Source organism: Desulfotignum phosphitoxidans DSM 13687 (assembly GCF_000350545.1).
Lineage (GTDB): Bacteria > Desulfobacterota > Desulfobacteria > Desulfobacterales > Desulfobacteraceae > Desulfotignum > Desulfotignum phosphitoxidans.
Map to the genome: position 1 here is coordinate 41,879 of NZ_APJX01000013.1, position 23,009 is coordinate 64,887.

Consider the following 23,009-nt stretch of genomic DNA (forward strand, 5'->3'; position numbering starts at 1 on the left):
ATACAAATATGAAAATAGTCAAAAATACAAACTGCGAATCGGCTGTCGATTTTCTGAAGAGAAATTTTTCTTCACCAACCCACTGGCCTGATTGGAACCTGGTCGTCAGTAAGCATTTCAAAACAGATTTTTTTTATTTATATGCATATGAAGGTGATGAACTGGTAGGAATTTGTCCGGTTCACAGGCAAAAAAAAGGTGTGTTGTCCTTTTACCAATCTGGGCAATTTCATTTTATACCCTATGGGGGTTGGATTTTTTCCAGGAATGTGAATTATCAACAACAACTTTTCTCTGTTGACAATTTTGGGCATTTTCAAGCTTTTTGCTTGCCGGTTTTACAAGAATTCGGTTTTCAAACAGCAGGTGATGATAAAAATTTCCAAACCCTTGTTTTAGACTTGAAGGATGATTTGGATACAATCTGGACGGAGCAGATTCATTCAAAAAGAAAAAATATGATCAGGAAAGCTGAGAAGAATGATATTCAAATCGATATAACAAAAAGGTGTAACAATAGTTTTTTTGACATATATCAAAAAGCGAGCACTCGAAATGAGTTAGATGTATTGGCTCTCGATTTTTTTTCAGATCTTTTGGTCGAATCTCCAAATATATCCATTGAAATTCTTTCAGCTGTGAAAAATAATGAACCCATTGCCAATCTGGTAATTGTGTATGATAAGGATTACGCAATATATTGGTTAGGGAATCACGCTGATAATGCACCCAATTCTGGTCAGGGTGAATTGCTGCAATGGGAAGCAATCAAACGAATGAAAGAAAAAGGATGCTCCTATTATGATCTTTGTTACATAGAAAAAGAGAGGTTGCCGCATATCTACAAATTTAAAAGTGGTTTTTGTAAAAATGAAACATACGTCCCTTTTTTTAGCCACAAGACATTGTTGTTTAAAATTATTAATAAGCTTAATAATTAAATGTTAACCAAATGAATTATTTACTTTTTGCTAATCCTTATAGTGGTGGACCTATCCTGAAGGAATTATTTCGTTCAAGAACGTCTCCAAAAATTGTTGTAACTTTTTTTAATAATGTGGACACGTGGAAAAGAATATTGTTGAGGTTTTTAAAAAAGGGTTTAACTGTAGAAGATAGATGCAGATTCCTTTATAAAATAAAGTTTTATGACTATTATTCTCTTCATGAAGAGAGGTTGAAAAAAATAATAGAAAAAGAACAAATAGATATTGCATTCATAACAACCTTTTCAAGAATAATTCCTGCATCTTTAATCGATCTTTTTCCAAAAGGTGTTTATAATTTACACCCTTCCTTATTGCCTAAACATGGTGGCGCAAATCCAATCTTCTGGGTCATTTATGATAATGATGAATTTACAGGCACAACTTGTCATAAGGCCATTGATCAGATAGATGCAGGCGAAATAATTTATCAAAATAAATATAAAGTACAAAACATGACCGGTAAACAGCTATTTTATGAATACACAAAAGATTGCTCACAAATAATTCGGAAAGTATTAAATGAGTATGAAGATATGATTACTGATTGTAGAGTTCAAAACAATATTGAATATGACCCTCAAAATATCCCTGCCTTAGATGAATTAAAAATATTAGCAACGGATAAAGAAAGTAAAAGAAGAGTAAACAAAGCATTGAGCTTGTTTAATAAATCTATTTAAAACATGTTTATCTATCACACAACTAATTGAATTCAAATGATATCTATCTATTTATAAATCAATATGCAATTGTTTCCAACAAATATAAAAGCAAGAATGACAAAATATTTGGGTTTGCCTAAATCGCTTTATCTAAACATAAAATACTTTGGCATAAAAGATGGTTTGAAGCTTCCAATTATGTTGGCCGGCAAGGTTGTATTAAAAAATTGCAAGGGAACAGTAAAAATTGGCTCGCCTTTAAAAAGAGGAATGATCCTTATTGGGTTCACTTCGACCCCATTATCAACCTTGAAAGAACATTCAGTATGGAATATCGAAGGTGAACTCGAATTTAAAGGAAATGCTACCCTTGGCAGAGGAACGAAAATTGCTGTCGGGAAAAATGCAAAGCTAACAATCGGAAAACATTTTGAAATAACAGCAAATAGTTCCATTTCATGTCATAATGAAATTGTTATAGGCGAAAAATGTCTTTTTTCATGGGACATATTATTGCTGGATACAGATGGTCATCCATATTTTAGCCAACAAAATGAATTGATGAATCCAAATGGCAAGATTATTGTTGGGGATAATTGCTGGTTAGGCTGCCGTTGTCTTGTTCTTAAAAATACTCAGATTGGTTCCGGTTCAATTGTCGCTTCCGGGTCTTTGTTGAACAAAAAATTTGAAAAAACAGATTGTTTGATTGCCGGGGCCCCGGCAAAGATAAAAAAGGAGAATATTTCTAGAACCAAATCATGATAACCCAAGCCAAAAAATTATATTTAAAAGATTTTTATCTTTTAATTGTATTGTTGTTTTTTAGTTTTTTCTCTGTGTATTACATGCCTGTTATGTTTAACAGGATAGCGTTTTTAATTATACTTGTTGCTACCTTCCGGACAAAATTTGATTATGTTTATCTGGTCTGGTTTTTCATCATAAATGACGCACCTGCCAGATTGTTCAGCGCAGGCGCGCTTGACGACGTTGGTCGAATACCCCTCTATCCTCTGGTCAGTGGAATATCTATTAGTTTTCAGGATCTTTTTTTTGCCTTGTACATATATAAATATTTAAGCCAGAAAAAAATCCCCCCATTTATTTTTAAAAAAGAATTTACCTGGTACTTGTTATTTGGAATTTTCGTTGTAGGCTATTCCCTACTGCTTGGCATGACTATGGACAATATGCTTCAAACTTTCAGAATATTTCTTCCCTGGAGTATGATATTCATTGTACCTGCATATATTGGCAGCAAGGAAAAAATTATACGGTCGTCGTTGTTGATATTTCCAATAGTTTTTTTAGCCTTTCTTTCTCTTTGTTATAGCTATGTGACAGGTGATTATTTAAATGATGTTTTGCGGGGGGTATCGTTTAGTCACACTTTGCTCGTAAGAGACGAATTTGCTTCAAGGTCTCATTCTGCTGCATTTATTATTATTTTTTCCGTTATTCAAGCATTTTATTATTTATTAGATAAAAACAATCAGATTAATAAAAATTATTTGGGTGCAGTAATTTTTTTTGGACTTTTTTCCATCCTCTTGACAGCAAGTAGAGGATGGACCATTGCATTGACTTTTTTTTTGTTTGGTTCTTTGTTCTTTACCGGTTTTTCCAGGAACATTGCCAAGTGGATCAGAATTGTTGCAGTATCGGTTATTGTTTTTTGGTTCATCGGATCTCAATTCCCCCTTATCCAAAAACAATTGGATGCTACTTTTCAGCGGTTGGCAACTTTGGAAATGCTTGTCTCAGGAGATGTAACAGCGGGTGGAACACTTCAAAGGATAGATGTCCGAGGCCCGAGGGTAATGAGTAAGTTCTGGGAAAGCCCGTTTGTCGGGTGGGGTTTTTCTAATGATTACTACGATTTTGCAGATGGGCATGTGGGACATCAAAATATCCTATTGAACGTCGGCATTCTGGGTTATGTATTTGTTAATGGCTTGTTTGTAGTCCTCTGTATGAAAATTTGGCGATTTTCAAGAATTAAAGAGATTAGAAAAAATGAGGGTAAATTATCTTTGATTTATGTTTTTGGTTTGATGGCCGTATTTGTAATTCATTCTTCATCAACTCAGTTCTGGGGTATTGATATGGGCTTCAACCAACTTCAAAAATTGATATTTTTTGGTTTTTTTCTTGCTGCAGTTAATACGATTTATCAAGATTATCAATATCATAGAGATAATCGCCTTTAAGAAGGTAATATTTTGCTTAAACAGAAATTTTTAATTGATTTTGTATCTAAATTTGGCATCATCTTCCTTACTGCAACTACAGGCATCGTCGTTGCCCGGTTAGCTGGCCCTTCTGTTGTCGGTACAATTTCTTATGCAACAGCTTATGTATCAATGTTCTCATTTGTTACTGGATTGTTTGGATCAGCACATATTAAGTTGGTCTCTGAGGGTCAGACTGAGGCTGATTGTAATCAAACATATCTGTACCTATTTCAAGGATCCTTGGTTGTTTATGCTTTCATCGTTTTATGTTGTTTTATGGTTCAAAAATTTGCTTTGGGATATGATTTTGATGGTGATTTTACTGAAACTGTCATATTGACCATATTGCTTGCGACTGTTGTTCTAAACTTTTATCAATTTGCTCAAACGATATTCGTGGCTCGTACAGAACATTCCAGATCCAATATGCCTCTATTTGTTCGGGCTATTTTATATAACCTATTTCGACTCATCGTGGTGTTATTCGGTTATGGCGCTTTAGCTCTTGCTGGTACAAATTTGTTGAGTGCTATTTTAATGCTTCCTTTAGTTATCTATTTTTTGAAAAAAATCGATTATGGGAAATTTGACGTTAGATTATTTAAAAAATATTGGGCCATTTCTTTACCACTCCTGATTTTTGGAATTTCAAATTCGATTATTACATATTCTGATAAATTAATACTGGAATTTTATAGTGATAAACATGAAATTGGTATATATACTGCCGCAGCGAGCATTGGTGGTATGTTGATATTGTTGGGCAATACTGTTGGTACTATTTTTTTCCCTCTGTTCTCCTCACTTATTTCCAGAAATGCAATATCTGAACTAATAAATAAAATTTATCAATTTGAGCGTTTTATTTTTGTTTTTATCCTACCGTTCATAATAACGCTCTCTATTTTTTCTGTTCCTATCATGCTTACACTTTTAGGGCCAAAATACGAGCAGTCGGGACCGATTTTTGGACTTTTAGTTTTCTCTTCATTTTTCATTATCTGGGGTATGCCCTATGGTAATGTGCTCACGGGAATGGGCTTGTTTTGGCTGGCTGCGATCCTTAATATTTTAAAGGCATTTCTATTTATTGTAACATTGATGATTTGTCTGCATCCTAAATTGTTAAATATGGGTGCAAAGGCCCTTGCAGTGACCCAATTGATTTCAAATTTTTTTGTATTTTTTGTATTTTATGTTATTTCATATTACAAAATTAAAGTACAATTTATAACATTTCAGTTAAAATATATCATTTTTGGATTGATTGTTTATTCTTTTACAGTTTTATTGATCGTTCCATTAATTGATCCTTATTCGATCTACATAAAAACTATAATCATAATGCCAATTTATGGATTGATGGTCTTTATTCTTCAGTATGTCTTTGGTTTATTAGAAAAAAGAGATTTACACATGCTTTCCGAATTATTTAATCTCAAAAAAATTTATAATTATATTAAAAGCGAATTATAAATAAATCTTCTATCTGAATTAAATTTTGATAAGCATATTTTAATATGGGAAGGTTTTTGGGCTATATGAAAACAAAAAAAGTAAGTGTTGTTATGTTAAACTGGAACACACCTGAAATGACGATAGAGTGTATAAATTCAGTTTTACAGTCTGATTATAAAAACATTGAAGTCAATGTAGTAGATAATGGTTCTGTAGATAACAGTTATGAAATACTAACGGATAGGTATAGGAATCTGGTTAATGTTTATAGAATAGATAAAAATATTGGATACGCAATGGGTATGAACTATGGTTTAAAAAAAGCAAGAAATCAAAACCCAGATTACTTTTTAATAATCAACAATGATACCATTATTGATAAGAATGCGATCACTCAACTTGTCAAAACCGCACTAAAACATGAAAATCTATGTGTTGTGACAGGTAAGGTTTTTCATTTTGATGATCGTAACAGGCTTCAGACTGTTGGAAATAGATTTGATCGAAAGAAAATTATAAGTAAAAAGATTGGATGGAATGAACTTGATACAGGACAGTATGATAATGAAGAGATTCGAGACATGGTCGATGATGTTTTTTTATTGCTGCCCATTCAAGCATATCTGTTAACAAATGGGTATTCGAATTATTTTTATATGAATTATGAGCAAACAGATATGATTCTAAGGCTAATTGATTTAGGATTTAAGCCTGTCTATACTCCTAATGCTAAACTATGGCACAAAGGAAGTTATTCAACAGGAGGTATTGGAAACCCTTATATGATGTATTGGGAAGGTAAAAGCAATATTATTATCCATAAAATGCATCAAAATAATTTTGATTTTATGGTTTTTTATATAACTAATCTTGTCATGGTTTTATGGAGTTTGATGAAAGGGTGTATAGGATCTTTTATAGGTAAGACAAAAAATTTAAAATCACGATATGCTCGGTTTCGTGGTGTTTTATCTGGGACAATTTGGATTTTTAATAGAGAGAATGAAACTGGATACAATCCTTTCTATTAATAAAATTTGTAATCGGGGATAAAATTGATGAATTGTTTTGAAGATATGCGAATATTGGTTACGGGTTCTTGCGGTACTATCGGGACTGAATTAATAAGACAGCTACTCTGTGAATATTCTGCAGCTGAAGTTATTGGTGTGGATAACAACGAAAGTGAAATTTTTTTTCAACAACAACATTATTCAGAATACAAAAATTCAAGATTTTTACTTGCTGATATTCGAGATAGAAATAAGCTCGCAAGGCTGTTTCAAGGCATTGACATAGTTTTTCATGCAGCTGCCTACAAGCACGTAATTTTGTGCGAATACTCGCCTTATGAAACTGTTCAGACTAATATTATTGGTGTGCACAACGTGGTTGATGCAGCGATTGAGAATAAAGTCAAACGGGTTATATTCACAAGTTCTGATAAAGCTGTAAATCCTACGAATGTTATGGGTACATCTAAATTGATGGGCGAACGATTAATCACCGCTGCAAATAGCAACATGCATTCTGGTGATACACTTTTTTCCTCAACACGGTTTGGTAATGTAATGGGTTCAAGAGGATCAGTCGTTCCTATCTTTAGCAAACAGATAAAAAAAGGGGGGCCAGTAACTTTGACGGATAATCGTATGACAAGATTTATTATGTCAATAAGAGAAGCTGCGAGCCTTGTTATCGATTCTGCAAATCTTGCATGTGGGGGCGAAGTTTTTGTTACAAAAATGCCAGTAATTAGAATAAAAGATTTAGCGGTTGTTATGATTGAGGAATTTTCTAAGCAATATGGTTATAATCCGGGAGATATCGAAATTAAAACAATTGGTTCAAAACCTGGAGAAAAACTTTATGAAGAATTGATGAGCGAGGAAGAAACTGCGAGAACTATTGAACTTGAAAAATATTTTATTATACTTCCTGCTTTTCGCTCTTTATACAGATCCATAAACTACGATTTTAAAGGCGTTGTATCTTCAAATTGTTTTACCCCTTATAATTCTTCCAATCAGCCAATTATGAGCAAAAATGAACTGGTTTGTTTTCTAAATGACAATAAATTGATAGATTTTTGTTAATATGTTGAGTCGTTTTAAGAAAGGGAAAAATGTCAGATATATTAATATTCGGAGGTGATGGGTATCTTGGATGGCCTACAGCCATGTATTTTTCACAACGTGGCCACAATGTTACTGTTGTAGATAATTATTTCCGTCGCAATGCTTGTTTAGAACTTGATACTGGGATGTTGTATCCTGTACCTAATCTCAAAGAACGGTCTAAGCTGTGGCATAATATCACAGGCCTTGAAATAAGAGTCGTAATAGGTGATTTGACGGATGCTGAATTTACTAGAGGTTTGTTCGATGGAAGGACTTTATCAGAAGGTATTTTTGAAATTGGGTTTTCCGGAATCCCAGACACCGTTATTCACTATGCCGAGCAGCCTTCAGCACCATATTCTTTATTAAATTATAAATATGCCAATAAAACTATAACCAATAATTTACTCATCACAAACAATTTAATGTTTGCTGTGAAAGATCTAAATCGTCAAACCCATATTATACATATTGGAACCATGGGAGAATACGGAACACCAAATATCGATATAGAAGAGGGTTGGTTGGAAATCAAACATAAAGGGCGTAAGGACAAATTCTTGTTTCCGAGACAGGCGAGTTCACTCTATCACACAACGAAAATTATGGATACAGATCTAATGTGGTTCGGGGTCCGAACGTGGGGATTGAAGATAACTGACTTGATGCAGGGACCAGTCTATGGAGTAGAGACAGATGAATCGATATTGGATGATTCATTAAAAACAATATTTAACTATGATGAGATATTTGGGACCGTTGTGAATAGATTTATTACTCAGGCTGTTGTTGGATATCCGTTGACAATATATGGTAAAGGAGGTCAAACAAGGGGGTATTTGAACATTAAAGATACTTTGCAGTGCGTTTATAAAGCGTTTCAAAGTCCAGCAAAAAATGGAGAATTAAGGATCTTTAATCAAATTATGGAAACGTTTACCGTTCTGGAGTTAGCTGATTTGGCCTGTAAGGTAGGTGATTCACTGGGGCTGAATGTTAAACTTCAGAATATAGATAATCCACGCAAAGAATCAGAAAATCACTATTATAATCCAAGTTATCATGGGCTTATTGATATAGGTGTTGTCCCTCATTTCCTTACCGAGGATGTAATGGCTGATATTTTTCGTATTGTTATGAAATTTAAAAAAAATATAAGGCGTGATGTCATATTTAAAGGCATCAAATGGTAATTTATCAAAGCGATGATAATAATGAATCTAAAGAGGCCTGTTAATGGATGAATCAAGCAAATATCCTTTTGTTTCTATTATAGTTTTTGGATTAAATGAAGAAAAAAATCTTCATGACACTTTTGATGCAATAATGAATATTGATTATCCGAAAGAAAAGTATGAGCTCATTTATGTGGATAATGGTTCTAAAGATGAGAGTGTGGCAATCGCGAAGAATTATACAGAATCAGTTTTTATAGAGGATAAAGGCAATCCTTCTCCTGCCCAAGCTAGAAATCGAGGTTTATTAGAAGCAAATTTCGATATAATTCATTTTATAGATGGCGATATTGTTATTGATAAAAATTATTTAAAAAAAGCAGTTAAAAAGCTTGAAGAAATGGATATTCATGCAGTATATGGATATTTAGACGAAAAAAGTAAAAAGGGTGTAAATAATATTTTGCTTACCCATTGGAAAGACAAAAAAGAAGGTTTTTCAAATGCTGTTGGCGGTGGAGGAACGTTTCGCAGAAATGCTCTTTTGTCAATCGATGGAAATGATGAAAGAATTCGAAGGGGTGCAGAAACCGAATTAGGTGAAAGATTTAGAAAGGCAGGTTTTAAGATATGGTATATGAATTGTAAAATGGGTATTCATGATTATGGGGTAAAAAACGTGTGGGATTTGGTAAAGACCTACTATATAGATGGTCAAAGCAAATCCCATATAATGATGCTAAGTGGGAAATCGGATTTTATCAAGACTTCAAATCGCACTGCTATTAATAATATTTTGTTTTGTATGTTTTTTTTGGGATTGTTTATTATATCAGCCTTTTTTGTAGGATATTACTCTTTGTTGGTGTTTTTTATTGTCTTTTATGGCTATTTCTTCATCAATTATATAATGATTAAGAAAATATTTAGTTTCAAGAAATTATCCTATTTTTTTTTAATGCATAATTTTAAATACATAACCTTTTGGGGGCAACTTGTATTTTTTATCAAAATTATTTTTAATCCATCCTACCGTAAATTGAAGATATTGCCAAAATCAAAGTTGTCATAAAATTGAGTACTATTGTTATAAGGAGATGATTGCATCATTTCAATTATGAAAATTATATACTTTGTTTTTCAAAAACGTGAGAGAAAATTACGTTTTTTTGAGGACGCTGTCTGTGGCCCTTTCCAGACTAGAACTTCAGTTCGGCAACTTTATTTTAAGAATACCAAAAAAATATCGTTTTAAAATTATGAACATAGCATTCTTTGTCTCTTCCCTGAGTTTTGGCGGCGCGGAAAAACAGGCCGTGTCTGATGCTAACCTGGTCGGGTCTTCGGATTTGGAGTATGTGGACCAGGTCTATTTGATCACCTTTCGGTCGGGGGCTTTACTGCCGATGGTCGACAGTGACGTGACCCATGTTATCCTTGAAAAGAAAAACTATGTCCATAGTGCATTCCGTCTGGCAGCGATGATCAAAAAGGAAAAAATCGATGTGATCCACGCCTCACTGTTTGCTTCCATGACCATTGCGGCCCTGGCTTCGCTCATCACACCGGTCAAGGTGATCTGGCATTTTCATTCCCATGAATATGATATCCCGTTAAAGTCCCGGCTGGCATTCCGGTGGCTGGCCAGGCTGGCAGGCGTGAAAAAGATTTTGTTTGTCAACCGGGAGTTGATGGCGCATTTTTGTTTTCTGGATTTTCCCAAAGAAAAACAAGTGGTTTTGTATAATCACAGCGAGCTTGTGCCGGTTTCGGCATCGGCTGGCACATCGGATAAGATCGTTCATATCGGATATCTGGGCCGGGTGGTTGATTTGAAACGGGTGGCTTACCTGGTGGACCTGGCCCGTTACCTGACTGAGCAGAAGAAATTTCATGGGTTTCAAATCCATGTGGTGGGGGACGGAGATGCCCGGGACAAGATCATGACCCAGGTGGAACAGGCGGGTCTGGCAAAGTATTTTGTTTTTCACGGATTCCAGAGCGATGTCCAAGCCTATTACAGCCGGTTTGATCTTTTTGTGAACCCCAGTTCAGAAGAGTGCCTCTGCATGTCCATGATCGATGCCGGTATCATGGGGCTGCCGGTGGTGGCCTTTGATGTGGGGGGAAACAATGAGATCGTGATCAATGACCAGACCGGATATATTGTTTCCGATAAAGACGGGTTTTTTTCCAGGTGTTTCGAGCTGATCCAGGATTCGGAAAAGCGAAAACAATACGGTGAAGCGGCAAAATACCATTGTAAAGAACAATTCGGTAAAGACCGGCACCTGGCCGAACTCCGCCAACTGCATGAAGCGTTTTTATAATGGCTCTTAAACCGCTGTTGTCAAAAATCAATTTTCTTCTCAGCCGTTCGCCAAAGGTCGAGACCTGCCCGGACCCTTCCCGCTTTATTCCACAAGGATATAAAACGGTGCTGCTAATCTCCGCAGATTTTGAACTGGCATGGGCCTGGCAGTATGCCAAGAGGAATCCTGACCCTTTGGTCCATGCCCGTGAAATGGCGCATATTGAAAGAAAAAATATCCCGCAGATTGTCAAATTCTGTGAGGATTTTGACATCCCCATAACCTGGGCAACGGTGGGCCATCTATTTCTGGAAAAATGTTCCAGGGAGAATGGCAGTGCCCATCCGGGAATACCCCGGCTCAGGCCGTTTGAAAATGACTACTGGCGGTTTGAAGGGGATGACTGGTTTGAACATGACCCATGCACAGATTACAGACAAGCCCCTGAATGGTACTGCCCGGATCTGATAGAACAGATCGTCTCGTCTCCGGTGGCCCATGAGATCGGCTGCCACACCTTTTCCCATATTGACTGTCGGGATGAGATCTGTCCGCCGGCGCTGTTAAAAGCGGAACTGGAAGAATGCAACCGTCTGGCCGGGCGGCTGGGCCTTGAACTTAAATCCTTTGTCCATCCGGGGCATAACATCGGCAATCTGGATGTGCTGGCACAGGAAGGGTTCACCAGTTTCCGAACCGATTACAGGAATGTGCTGGGGTATCCCAGGAAACATGCCAACGGATTATGGGAATTTGAACAGACAGCTGAATTTGTGCTTCGCAAAGGCTGGTCCATTGGCTATCACATCCACCGGTACCGGACCATCATCCAGCGGGCCATGGAATCGAAAACTGTTTGTGTGTTGTGGTTTCACCCCTCTTTTGATCCGGTGGTGGTGGAACAGATTCTGCCGGCGGTTTTTTCATTTATCCGGAAAAACAAAGAACAGATATGGGTGACCACCCACGGTAAATATGTTGACTGGCTGGAAAGGAACCGGTAATCCAAAATGAAGAGATCCTGCACGGTTAATGAATCCGCAGCCGCTGTGTTCAGCCAGTTTGAGACCGGCCTGGGAGTGGCGCGCAGCCTGGGGCGAAAGGGCATTAAAGTGCTTTGCGTTGATTTTAAAAAGGATATTGCCTGGTATTCCCGGTATGTGACGCCCCTGATCTGCCCCCATCCCTTAAAAGAGATGCCGGCGTTTTTGGACTGGGTTGCGCAGCATTTTGAAAAGGGCGGCATAAAATATCCGGTGTTTATCTGCTCGGATGACTTTCTGGTGTGCTTTTCAATGAACCGCTCGTTTCTTTCCAATTATTTTCTGTTCAATCTGGTGGATCAGGGCCTGCTGGAACGGATCACAGATAAGCACAGCCAGTACCTGCTGGCAAAACAGGCAGGGATATCACAGCCTGAAACCCGGATTGTCACCCATCAGGATGACCTTGGTACCATCGATCTGAACGATATGCGGTTTCCGGTTTTCATCAAAGGGCTGGAGGTCAATTCATGGCGGGAAAAAATCAGCGGGACCGTCAAGGGATTTGCTGCGGCATCTTTGGATGAACTGCATCGCAGGGCACGGGATATCCTGAAACAGGATGTTCCCATTGTCATCCAGGAGATCATCCAGGGGCCGGACACCAGTCATTTTAAATACAATGTCTATGTCGGGCTTGACGGGCAGATAAAGGCGGAATTTACCCTGAGAAAAATCCGGCAGAATCCCATCCATTTCGGGGTGGGCGCGGTGGTTGAAAGTATCCATGATCCTGATCTGGTGGCCCAGGGCAGAAAGCTGTTCAAAGGCATCGGCTTCGCCGGGATCGGCTCGGCTGAATTTAAACGGGATGAACAGGATGGCCAACTCAAACTCATAGAGATCAACCCCCGGTACTGGCAGCAGAATTATCTGGCCACGGCCTGCGGCATGAATTTTCCCCATATTAATTATTGCGATCTGACCGGGATGCCCATGACGACCTCCCCGGAGTTCAAAGCCGGCATCAAATGGGTGAACCGGTATATGGACGTGGATTCATTTTTGAAATACCGCAAGGAAGGCAGTTTGACCTTTTCGGCCTGGCGGCGGTCTTTGAAAGGCAAAAAAACATATGCGGATTTCACCTGGGATGATCCGATCCCGGTTTTGTATGAAATTGGGTTCGGCGCAAAACTGATCAGAGCGCCCTGGTTTTTCTGGAAAAGAATATGCAGATAAAAAATGCTCTGGTGACAGGTGTTTCAAAGGGGTTGGGCAAAGAATTGTGTCTGATTCTCAACAGCCTTGGATATAAAGTGCATGGTATATCAAGGACAGATCAGGCATTGCTGGATAAAGCCCTCGTGGCTTCGCTGAGCACCTATCATCAGATTGATCTGGGCGACAAAACAGGTGTTGAACAATTTATAAATCAAAACAGCACTATTTTTGATTTGCTGATCATCAATGCCGCAGAACGAACATTTAAAAATTTTTCCGATTTTCAGGGGAATGAAATCGAATCCCTGATCAATAATTCATTTACCCATCAGTTGATCCTGCTCAATCATGTGTTAAAAACCATGATTCAAAAAAACAGAGGCCATATCATTATTATTTCATCCAAATCCGGCATTAAAGGCTACAGCACCGGGTCCCTGTATTGTGCCATCAAGGCGGCATGGATTTCAATTCATGAGTCGATTTCAAGGGAATTGAAACATACCGGTATAAAACTGGTAACTGTCATCCCTGATTCTTTTGCAGACACAAGTGGAAATAAGTCATCTTTTTTTAATAAAAATGTCCAGAATATTCAAAAAATAATAGTGAATCTCGAAACGGACCAAAAAAGCCGGATCGTATTCAGTTTAACGCTGAAAACCCGGTTCAAGCTGTTTTTAGAGTATTGTCGAAAGGCGGTTTTTGTATGATTTTTGATTTGTTTTTTGAATATTCGTTTAAAAATGGTCATTCAGAGCCCTTAAATGAAATCACTTTTAAGCGAGAAGCGCGTTACGCAGGTATCAAAGGGGTTGAAAATTGCATCCGATTCACGAATGGGTATTGCGTTACGATGAACCGAAGGCAGTTCCAGGATTCTTTTTTCCGGCAGGGAGATCACTTTCTCTGGATATTTGGGTATGTTTATTCAAACAAAAAATATGAAGCAAAAACAGGAAATCCGGTTGGGCTTCTGAATGCAGAAAATCTGTTTAACCTGAAAAATCAATACCCGGAGCAATGGCAGTATTTTGTCAAAGGCTCTTATGTGATTGTGCTTTTTGACGAAAGCGAAAAACAGGTCCGCACTTATACCGATTTCTTGAATGTCTTGCCGCTGTACTATGCCTTTGACGGCAGCCGGCTGATCATCTCTTCCAATACCGCCATGATGCTCAAGCGGTCGTGGATCGACAGGACCCCGGACAAGCTGGCCCTGACCATGCAGCATTTATTCGATTACATGCTTGGAGAGCATTATTTTATCAAGGGCATCAGACGGATGGAAAATGCGCGTTGTTATCATTTCGGGCCGGACGGCATGGATCGAAGGGTTTTATGGGATGTTGAAAACCTCAAACATGACAAACTGCTTCCCAGGAAGAAATCTCTGGAATTGCTGGGGGAACAGCTTAAGGAAAATGTGAATGTATACGCGCGATTTGCAGATCCTTTGCTGGTTTCATTGACCGGCGGGTTTGACGGGCGGACCAATGTTGCCATGCTGGAGCGAAGTCCGGATACATTTAAGTGTTATTCATATGGAATGCCGGGCAGCAAACAGATCAGAGTCCCCCAAAAAGTGGCAGAGCGTTTAAATCTGACCTATGAGCCGATTTATCTGGATGACATGTTTATAGAGCAATATGACGAATTAAGCGCGCAAGCCTCGTATTTCAGCAACGGGACAGCCCCGGTCGGTTTTGCTGACAAACCGTTTGCCTATTCCAGGCTGAATCAATACTCAGACACGATTATCACCGGTCTGTTCGGCAGTGAAGTACTCAGGCCCCTTCACAACAATAAAATTCAGGTGAATGACCAATCCTTTGCCATTTTTCTGGAACCGGATTTAAAGGATGGCATTAAAAAAGCCGTCAATAATCTGGAAGGGTTTACATTTTCAGATTTCAATCTGCACGATTATGAAGAAGAATTATACTTTTACTTAAAAGAGAATTTTTTTGATAAATATGAAAATTATGATCCTGTAACCCGTTTTTTCTTTTTCATTATCCAGGAAGGTCTTCGTAAGTATTTCAGCCAGGAGATCAGTATTGAAAGGGTGTATCTGACCACTAAATTTCCCTATTTTGATATGGATGTGGTGGAATTGATCTATCAGACCACTTGGGCCGGCATGTATAATGGTTTTCTGGGTGAAAGTAAATTCAAACGCCGCAAAGGGCAATTACTCTATGCACATATCATGAAAAAATATTGTCCGGAGATAATGAATATTGAAATGGATCGCGGTTACACACCGGGCGCGCTCTTATATCCCTTTCCTTTGAACTATCTTGTGATTGCATGGGGTGTTGTAAAAGCCAAGAAATATATGAAAAATGCCGGCGGCAACGACACCTTTAAAACCGAGATCTGGGCTAAGAACATTCTGGGTCAGATCGCCAATTTTCCGGACAACTTTGCCGGCATCAACCTCAATGGCAAGATGCTGAATGAATCGTTAAAAATGGAACAAGCCGGAAGATATTTGACATACCGGCATATGTCTGCAATAAAACAGTTTTTTCATATGGTTGAAGAATGAAACGAAGAGTGCTCCATTTTGTTAGAAAAAAATCTCAATTAAAGGCATCTTTTATCCAGAATCAGATTGTGAATCATATCGACTTCGAATCAATTGTGATTTTTCGTCAGGGCATACCCAAAGGGGCCTATGACGGCGGATTTGCAGAAGAAATAGCCTCTGATATCAAAATGATTGATTTAGGGGATGATGAAAACTTTTTTGAAAAAAAACTTTTCCGCTTTGGTAAGCAGCTTAGTTTTCGGCAGTGTGAAAAATTAAGAAGGATGGTTCGGGAAATCCAGCCGGATATCATGCATTTTCATTATGGCACGGATGCCGGCATTTATTTAAAAGCACTCAAGGGCTTTGATATTCCCAAGGTTGTTTCTTTTTATGGGTATGATTGTTTTTCTTTTCCAAGAAAGTATTTTGGTGCCGGAAGACTGTATTTGAAAAAAAAAAGTATTTGAAAATATTTCCGTTGCTTTGGCAATGTCTCCTGAAATGAAACAGGATTTATTGAATCTTGGTTGCCTCCCAGCTAAAATTGCGGTTCATTACCATGGGGTGCCTGGGAATTTAATACATATTCAAAAAACAGACACCACCCAAAAACTTTGCACCATTTTGATGCTTTCTTATTTAGATCCGGTTAAAGGGCATCTCTTTGCTCTGAAAGCACTGAAAGCAATAGCCAAACAAGGGGTTTCTGAATTCAAATTGAGGATCGTTGGCGCCGGTCATTATGAAAAACAGATCAAACAATTTGTTTCTGCGCATCAATTAAATCCTTATGTTGATTTTGTTGGACCAGTCAAATACTTGTCGCCAGCGTATTTTCAAGAGTTCAGCAACGCAGATATATTTTTGCATCCATCGGTAAAGACCAAAGATGATAAAGAAGGTATACCAGGGTCGCTTGTGGAGGCCATGTTCGCCGGTTTGCCGGTAATCTCGACAATTCATGGCGGGATACCCTTTGTTATTCAAGACAAAAAGACCGGTTTGCTGGTTGAGGAGTGGGATGTTGAAAATCTTGCTTGTGCAATAAAAGCTTTGATGGACAATCGTTGGCTAAGAAATCAAATAGGGAATCAGGCACGTAAATACGCTGAATCCAATCTTGATTTGAAAATCAGGGAATTGGCCCTTGAAAAAATATATAATGAGCTTATTGGCAATTAATCAAGTACGGCATTTGTGGCAGATAGTTAGGAGATCAAAAAATTTTGAAAAATGAGTATATGCAAAACGATCACCCCTTCTTAAAAGATGATTTTATTAAAAAATATATCAAACAGGATATTGATGGTCAGTTGTATTCAGTTGAAGCGTCTTTAGAGTCATTAATTCCCTGGATCGACTATGTTACTGATATTCAAAATAATAAAATACTTGTTTTTGGTACAGGGGGTGGAGGGACAGCAGTCGCATGTGCGCTAAAGGTTGGAAATGGAAAAGTTTATGGCATAGATATTAACTCATGGGCAGTTGATACAACGAAAGAAAGATCCCGGCTTTACGGTACTTCAGACAAATTGATTTTAAAGTGTGTGGATGATTCATATCCCCTCCCTTTTCCTGATGAATACTTTGATATTGTTATTATGGCTGATGTTATTGAGCATATTATTGAAGACAGAGTGAAATATGTTCAAGAGTGTTTTACGAAATTGAAGAAGGATGGCTATTTTATTATTACGGGGACTCCTAATCTCTTTTATCCCAAAGATCGACATACCACAGGACTATATTTTATTCCCTGGTTACCAAGTAAAATTGCATATCATTATTCTGTGTTCAGAAAAAAATGGCAAAAAGGTAAAAATCTGGATTATGCCGGAAGGAAAGGAACAACATACTTTCATATAATGAAATGGTTGAAACCTTTTTCATATGTTGTACTGAATGTAGAGATGAAAAATTTCACATCGCAATATTTAATAAATCATCATCGAATAAACTCTTTTAAAAGAAAACTGTTTTTCAAACCTTATTTGGCTTTGGAGTTCTTGCTGCAACGCTTTTTAAAGTTGCCGATAACAGCTTTTATGCCATATCTTAATCACTTGTTTATTCAGAAAAAATAATATGTGCGGAATCTGTGGAATAATTTCCTTTGATCATCAAGCTGTCAAAGAGGTATCGATCCGCAACATGATGGCCATCCAAAAGCATCGCGGGCCGGATGATGAGGGGCTTTTTCTTGAGGATAATGTGGGATTGGGATTTGTCAGATTAAGCATTATCGATCTGAGCGAAGCCGGGCATCAACCCATGTTTTCAAGGGATGAACGGTATGTGGTTGTGTTCAACGGCGAGATTTTCAACTATATTGAATTGCGGGATGAACTCAAACGCCTGGGGCATCGATTTGACACCAATACCGACACAGAGGTGCTGCTGGGAGCGTATCAGCAATGGGGTGAAACCTGTTTGAATCGTTTCAACGGCATGTGGGCATTTGTGATCTATGACCGTTGGGAAAAGAAAATATTTGCCTCCCGGGACAGATACGGCATCAAGCCGTTTTATTATTACAAGAATGACCGGTTTTTTGCCTTTGCCTCTGAAATACCGCCGCTTTTGAGCCTGCTGCCGGGAAAACCCACGCCGGACAATCAGAGCATATTTGACTATCTGGTATTCAACCGGACAGATCAGACGCAATGCACTTTTTTCAATGAGATAAAAAAATTGCAGCATGGCCATGCGGTTAAATTGGATCTCGATACAGAAAATGGTTTTTCAAATTCTGCAATTGAAAAATGGTATGATTTAAAAGCCCGGGTGGCTGAGTCCAGAGGATTTGCCGGGCCGGAGGAATTCCGGGAGTTGTTCAGTTCCGCTGTGGGGTTGCGGCTTCGAAGTGATGTGCCTGTGGGGGTATGTCTGAGCGGCGGTCTGGATTCTTCCAGCATTGTTTCCGTGCTGCTCGATGATTTTCAAAAAAAAGATCTGCATACGTTTTCAGCGGTTTACAGGAAAGGCCAGTATGGGGATGAAACAGAGTTTATTCATGAATACAGGCCATTGCTTGAAAACATGTATTTCACCACGCCTGATGCACAAAGCCTTGAAAAAGATCTTGACACCTTTGTTCAGGCCCATGCAGAACCGATTCCGGCGACCGGTCCCTATGCCCAGTTCAAGGTGATGAAGCTGGCCAAAGACCATGTGGTGGTGACGCTGGACGGCCAGGGGGCTGATGAGGAACTGGCAGGATACCATTATTTTTTTGGAAATTTTTTCAAGGACCTGCTGGTCACAGGCAGATGGGGGGCACTTTCAAGGGAACTTTTTTTTTACCTGAGCAGGCACCGCAGTCTGTATGGGTTGAAAACATTTATTTATTTTCTTTTGCCCAAAAAAATTCGGGCATCTTTGCGGACCAGTGAGAAAGGGTATATCACCCCGGATTTTGTCCATGCCCATCAGGATAAAAACACGATTGCAGGGGACCTTTACGAGGCAGCGAGCCTGAATGAGGCATTGCTGAACCATTTTGAATACAAGCTTGAACATTTGCTGAAATGGGAGGACCGCAATTCCATGTGGTTTTCCCTGGAAGCCAGGGTGCCGTTTCTGGATTACCGGCTGGTGGAACGGATTCTGGCGACACAAAACAACTGGATTATCAGAAATGGAGACACCAAGTATATCCTGCGTGAGGCCATGAAAAACATACTTCCGGCCAGGATCCAGGCCCGGAGAGATAAAACCGGATTTGACACACCCCAGGATGAATGGTTCAGAACCAGGCAGTGGCAGGAAATTATAAATGATATCCTTTTAAGCAATCGTTTCAGGCAGAGAAATATCATCGACGCTGATATGGCGGTAAAAAAATACGAACAGCACCTTGAAGGAAAAATGAACATTTCCAAGGAAATCTGGAAGTGGGTGCATCTGGAGTTGTGGTTCAGGAGGTTTATTGATTAACACGCTGACAGACTTATCGAAAATAGATCTGAATCAACTGGAGACGTTTGTCCACCATCATCCCCATGGCAATTTTTTTCAATCCATCAAAGCATTTCGTTTTTTCCAGGCGATAAACGTTTATGAGCCCATCTTGATTGTGGCTGTGGAAGGCGAAGAGATTGTCGGCAGCCTGTTGTCTGTAGTGATGAAAGAAGGTGGGGGATTAAAAGGCTATTTTTCCAGGCGGTGCATTGTCTGGGGCGGGCCGTTGGTTAAAAATGAGCGTTCGGAAGTTTATTCAGAGTTATTGGATAAGTTTCATGAAGTGGGTGGAAAAAAAGCCATTTATTCCCAGTTCCGCAATTTTTTTGATTTGGCTGATGTCAGGATGCAGTTTGACAACCTGGGCTGGCAGTTTGAAGAACATCTGAACATCATGATCGATCTGTCCAAGACCGAAGAAATCCTCTGGAAAGAAGTGCATTCCAAGAGAAGAAATGAAATCAGGCGGGCGGAAAAAGAAGGCACAAGTGTCAGAGTGCTAGAAAACAAGGATGAGTTTGAAACGACGTATGACATTTTAACAGAGGTCTATGACAGGGCCAAACTGCCGCTGCCAGGAATGCAGTTTTTCAGAACGGCGTATGAGATCCTTGGCCCGGATCATTTTAAAATTTTTCTTGCGGTCAATGAGGAAAAAATTATCGGGACCATGTATGTGCTCTGCTTCAAAAATATTATGTATGACTGGTATGCCGGAAGTTATCAGGAATATTATAAAAAATATCCCAATGATCTGATTCCCTGGAAGGCGTTTTTATGGGGAAAGGAAAATGGGTTCAAGACATTTGATTTTGGCGGGGCCGGAAAGCCTGATGTGCCATATGGTGTCAGAGATTATAAAAAGAAATTTGGCGGGGAGTTCGTCAATTATGGCCGGTTCGAAAAGATTCATAAACCGATTCTTTTCCAGTTTGGAAAACTGGGATTGAAAGTCTGGCAAAAGCTGAAATGATGAAAATTCTGATCGATATCGGCCATCCGGCCCATGTGCACTATTACCGGAATCTGGCCGGGGAACTCCAGGAAAATGGATGCAAGGTTTTTTGGACAGTGAAAGATATTCCTGTGGCAAAAAGGCTGCTGGATCATTATGGGTTTCAATATACAGTGCTTCCCAAAAAAGCCGATGGCCTGATGGGCAAGGTGTTCAAACAACTCCAGTATGATGTCAAGCTGCTGAGATTGTGCATGCGGGAAAAAATTGACATCGCCATTGGTACGTCAGTGAGTGTGGCCCATGTTTCAAGGATATCCCGGGTCAAGTCCATTGTTTTTGATGATGACGATGACGATGTACAGCCCCTGGTGACCCGGTATGTCAACCCGTTTGCCGATGCACTGCTTTCACCGGATGCCTTGAAAGGCAAACGAAAACGGCAGGATACCATCTACTATCCAGGGTATCATGAGCTGGCGTATCTTCATCCCAGGCGGTTTGTGCCGGATTCCGGGGTTCTGGAGGAAGCCGGTTTAAGCCAGGATGAACCGTTTTTCATCATGCGGTTCAATGTGTTCAAGGCCCACCATGATGTGGGGATAAAAGGCCTGACCCTTGAACAGAAACTCAGCCTCATCGAGCTGCTCAAACCCCATGGAAAGATTTTTATTACCACGGAAAGGGGCATTGAACCGGAACTCCTGCAATATCAACTGAAAATCAGACCTGAAAAAATCCATTCTCTCATGGTGTTTGCCACCATGTTTTTAGGGGACAGCCAGACCATGACGTCTGAAGCGGCGGTTTTGGGGGTTCCCTCCCTGCGGTGCAACTCCTTTGCCGGCCGCATATCCTATCTTGAAGAAGAGGAGCATCGGTATGCCCTTACCTATGGGTTTAAGCCCTCGGATTTTGACAAGCTTGAACAAAAACTGAAGGAATTGCTGGCTGTACCGGACCTCAGAAGTGTGTGGCAGGAGAAACGAAAAAAAATGCTGTCCGAAGCAATCGATGTAACGGCTTTCTGGTGCTGGTTTATCCAAAATTATCCTGAAAGCGTCGACACATTAACCCATGATCCTGAGTACAAGAATCGATTCAGATAAACAATATGAAAATCATTTCAGTAGTCGGCGCCCGGCCCAATTTCATGAAAATCGCACCGTTCATCCGGGCGGTTGAAGCGTATAACAAAGCAAATGCCGCCGGGATCGAACACCTGCTGGTCCATACGGGCCAGCATTACGATGACAAGATGTCCAGGTCGTTCTTTAAGGCCCTGGACATTCCGGATGCAGATATCAACCTGGACGTTGGGTCCGGAAGCCATGCGCAGCAGGTGGGCCAGACCATGATGGCGTTCGAAAAGGTGGTGCAGGCTCAAAAGCCGGACTGGGTAGTGGTGGTGGGTGATGTCAACGCCACGCTGGCGTGTTCAGTGACCGCCAAAAAAGAATGGGTGAAATGCTGCCATATCGAGGCAGGTCTGCGAAGCGGGGACATGACCATGCCCGAAGAGGTGAACCGCCTGGTCACGGACCGGTTGTCCGACCTGCTGCTGACCCCGGATCTACTGTCTTCTGAAAATCTGCGCAAAGAAGGAGTGGCTGAAGAAAAAATCACGTTTGTGGGCAACATCATGATCGATACCCTGGAGGCCCAGAGGCCAAGGGCGAAAAACCTGTCCATCCAGGAAATCATTCAGAAAAATTCAATCCCGGAGCAATCCGCTCCCTCACCAATCATCACTCCCCACTCACGATCCACAGCTCCCCACGCACCGCTGTATGCGCTTATGACCCTGCACCGCCCGTCCAACGTGGACCACCCGGATGTTTTCACCGGTATTTTCAATTTCCTTGCCACCGAGGTGGCCAAAGATATGTCCCTGTTCTGGCCGCTGCACCCCCGGGCCAGGCAGAAGATGGAAGAATTCGGGCTGTGGCAGCGGGCCCTGGCATGTCCGGGGCTGGTGCTGCTGGAACCTTTGGGCTACCATGACATGCTGCGCCTGAACATGGATGCCCGGATCATGCTCACGGACAGCGGCGGTTTGCAGGAGGAAAGCACGGTTCTGGGAACCCCCTGCCTGACCCTGCGCTGGAACACGGAACGGCCGGTGACGCTCCGGGAGCATGGGGGCGCCAGTGTGCTGGTGGGGAACAATGTGGACCGCATCCGGGAGGAATACCGGCGCACGTTGTCGTCTGAAAGAAGGCCGGTCCGGCCGGAACTTTGGGATGGGAAAACGGCAGGGCGTTGCCTGCAGGAGATTCTGAACCATTGATCGGTTGACAATTGCCAAACAATTGATACTTTTTTAAAAAATGCTTGTGTTTTATATTCATTTATGAAACACATAATAAATTATTCTTTTATACCGGCATCT

At 40.1% G+C, this 23,009-nt stretch carries 21 protein-coding genes; all 21 read left to right on the forward strand.

Going from position 1 to position 23,009, the window contains the following annotated elements:
• The first annotated feature begins 8 nt into the window (after positions 1 to 8).
• The 21 genes from DPO_RS20800 (at position 9) to wecB (ending at position 22,907) form a co-directional block, all read left to right on the forward strand.
• On the forward strand, positions 9 to 941 hold the full coding sequence (locus tag DPO_RS20800) for a GNAT family N-acetyltransferase (RefSeq protein ID WP_006968347.1): 933 nt from the start codon (positions 9 to 11) through the stop codon (positions 939 to 941).
• 11 nt (positions 942 to 952) lie between these two features.
• Entirely contained in the window at positions 953 to 1,669 is a 717-nt protein-coding gene (locus tag DPO_RS20805) for a formyltransferase family protein (RefSeq protein ID WP_006968348.1), read from the forward strand.
• A gap of 96 nt (positions 1,670 to 1,765) precedes the next feature.
• Positions 1,766 to 2,416 carry an acyltransferase gene (locus DPO_RS20810; RefSeq protein WP_160166937.1) on the forward strand — a complete coding sequence of 217 codons (651 nt, stop codon included), beginning with the start codon at positions 1,766 to 1,768 and terminating at the stop codon, positions 2,414 to 2,416.
• Positions 2,413 to 3,864 (forward strand): hypothetical protein, encoded by a 1,452-nt coding sequence (locus tag DPO_RS20815; RefSeq protein ID WP_006968350.1) that lies wholly within the window; start codon positions 2,413 to 2,415, stop codon positions 3,862 to 3,864. The genes DPO_RS20810 and DPO_RS20815 overlap by 4 nt, the downstream gene beginning before the upstream one ends.
• Before the next feature lie 12 nt (positions 3,865 to 3,876).
• On the forward strand, positions 3,877 to 5,364 hold the full coding sequence (locus tag DPO_RS20820; RefSeq protein WP_006968351.1) for an oligosaccharide flippase family protein: 1,488 nt from the start codon (positions 3,877 to 3,879) through the stop codon (positions 5,362 to 5,364).
• Positions 5,365 to 5,429: 65 nt separating this feature from the next.
• A complete protein-coding gene (locus DPO_RS20825; RefSeq protein ID WP_006968352.1) occupies positions 5,430 to 6,377 on the forward strand; it encodes a glycosyltransferase family 2 protein in 948 nt (315 codons plus the stop codon).
• 27 nt (positions 6,378 to 6,404) lie between these two features.
• A complete protein-coding gene (locus DPO_RS20830; RefSeq protein WP_006968353.1) occupies positions 6,405 to 7,442 on the forward strand; it encodes a polysaccharide biosynthesis protein in 1,038 nt (345 codons plus the stop codon).
• A 29-nt stretch (positions 7,443 to 7,471) separates the two neighbouring features.
• Positions 7,472 to 8,659 carry an NAD-dependent epimerase/dehydratase family protein gene (locus tag DPO_RS20835; RefSeq protein ID WP_006968354.1) on the forward strand — a complete coding sequence of 396 codons (1,188 nt, stop codon included), beginning with the start codon at positions 7,472 to 7,474 and terminating at the stop codon, positions 8,657 to 8,659.
• A gap of 43 nt (positions 8,660 to 8,702) precedes the next feature.
• Positions 8,703 to 9,713 carry a glycosyltransferase gene (locus tag DPO_RS20840; RefSeq protein ID WP_006968355.1) on the forward strand — a complete coding sequence of 337 codons (1,011 nt, stop codon included), beginning with the start codon at positions 8,703 to 8,705 and terminating at the stop codon, positions 9,711 to 9,713.
• 244 nt (positions 9,714 to 9,957) lie between these two features.
• A complete protein-coding gene (locus DPO_RS20845; RefSeq protein WP_160166938.1) occupies positions 9,958 to 10,971 on the forward strand; it encodes a glycosyltransferase in 1,014 nt (337 codons plus the stop codon).
• Between the two features lie 107 nt (positions 10,972 to 11,078).
• Positions 11,079 to 11,957 carry a polysaccharide deacetylase family protein gene (locus DPO_RS20850; protein WP_160166939.1) on the forward strand — a complete coding sequence of 293 codons (879 nt, stop codon included), beginning with the start codon at positions 11,079 to 11,081 and terminating at the stop codon, positions 11,955 to 11,957.
• A gap of 6 nt (positions 11,958 to 11,963) precedes the next feature.
• Entirely contained in the window at positions 11,964 to 13,178 is a 1,215-nt protein-coding gene (locus DPO_RS20855; RefSeq protein ID WP_006968358.1) for a carboxylate--amine ligase, read from the forward strand.
• Entirely contained in the window at positions 13,169 to 13,873 is a 705-nt protein-coding gene (locus tag DPO_RS20860) for an SDR family oxidoreductase (RefSeq protein ID WP_006968359.1), read from the forward strand. Before DPO_RS20855 ends, DPO_RS20860 begins: the two co-directional genes overlap by 10 nt.
• 143 nt (positions 13,874 to 14,016) lie before the next feature.
• The gene (locus tag DPO_RS20865) at positions 14,017 to 15,714 is read left to right on the forward strand and encodes an asparagine synthetase B family protein (RefSeq protein ID WP_152427767.1); all 1,698 of its coding nucleotides are present in this window, start codon (positions 14,017 to 14,019) and stop codon (positions 15,712 to 15,714) included.
• Positions 15,711 to 16,166, forward strand: a complete 456-nt coding sequence (locus DPO_RS20870) for a glycosyltransferase (RefSeq protein WP_006968361.1) — start codon at positions 15,711 to 15,713, stop codon at positions 16,164 to 16,166. The genes DPO_RS20865 and DPO_RS20870 overlap by 4 nt, the downstream gene beginning before the upstream one ends.
• Positions 16,167 to 16,200: 34 nt before the next feature.
• On the forward strand, positions 16,201 to 16,881 hold the full coding sequence (locus tag DPO_RS20875; protein WP_040012177.1) for a glycosyltransferase family 4 protein: 681 nt from the start codon (positions 16,201 to 16,203) through the stop codon (positions 16,879 to 16,881).
• Between the two features lie 44 nt (positions 16,882 to 16,925).
• Positions 16,926 to 17,786 carry a class I SAM-dependent methyltransferase gene (locus DPO_RS20880; RefSeq protein ID WP_152427768.1) on the forward strand — a complete coding sequence of 287 codons (861 nt, stop codon included), beginning with the start codon at positions 16,926 to 16,928 and terminating at the stop codon, positions 17,784 to 17,786.
• A gap of 1 nt (position 17,787) precedes the next feature.
• Complete coding sequence (asnB, locus tag DPO_RS20885; RefSeq protein ID WP_040012178.1) at positions 17,788 to 19,638, forward strand: asparagine synthase (glutamine-hydrolyzing); 1,851 nt, start codon at positions 17,788 to 17,790, stop codon at positions 19,636 to 19,638.
• The gene (locus DPO_RS20890; RefSeq protein ID WP_006968365.1) at positions 19,631 to 20,635 is read left to right on the forward strand and encodes a lipid II:glycine glycyltransferase FemX; all 1,005 of its coding nucleotides are present in this window, start codon (positions 19,631 to 19,633) and stop codon (positions 20,633 to 20,635) included. Before asnB ends, DPO_RS20890 begins: the two co-directional genes overlap by 8 nt.
• The gene (locus tag DPO_RS20895; RefSeq protein WP_006968366.1) at positions 20,632 to 21,726 is read left to right on the forward strand and encodes a DUF354 domain-containing protein; all 1,095 of its coding nucleotides are present in this window, start codon (positions 20,632 to 20,634) and stop codon (positions 21,724 to 21,726) included. Before DPO_RS20890 ends, DPO_RS20895 begins: the two co-directional genes overlap by 4 nt.
• A gap of 5 nt (positions 21,727 to 21,731) precedes the next feature.
• Positions 21,732 to 22,907, forward strand: coding sequence for a non-hydrolyzing UDP-N-acetylglucosamine 2-epimerase (gene wecB / locus DPO_RS20900; protein ID WP_006968367.1), 1,176 nt, complete (start codon positions 21,732 to 21,734; stop codon positions 22,905 to 22,907).
• Positions 22,908 to 23,009 lie beyond the last annotated feature (102 nt).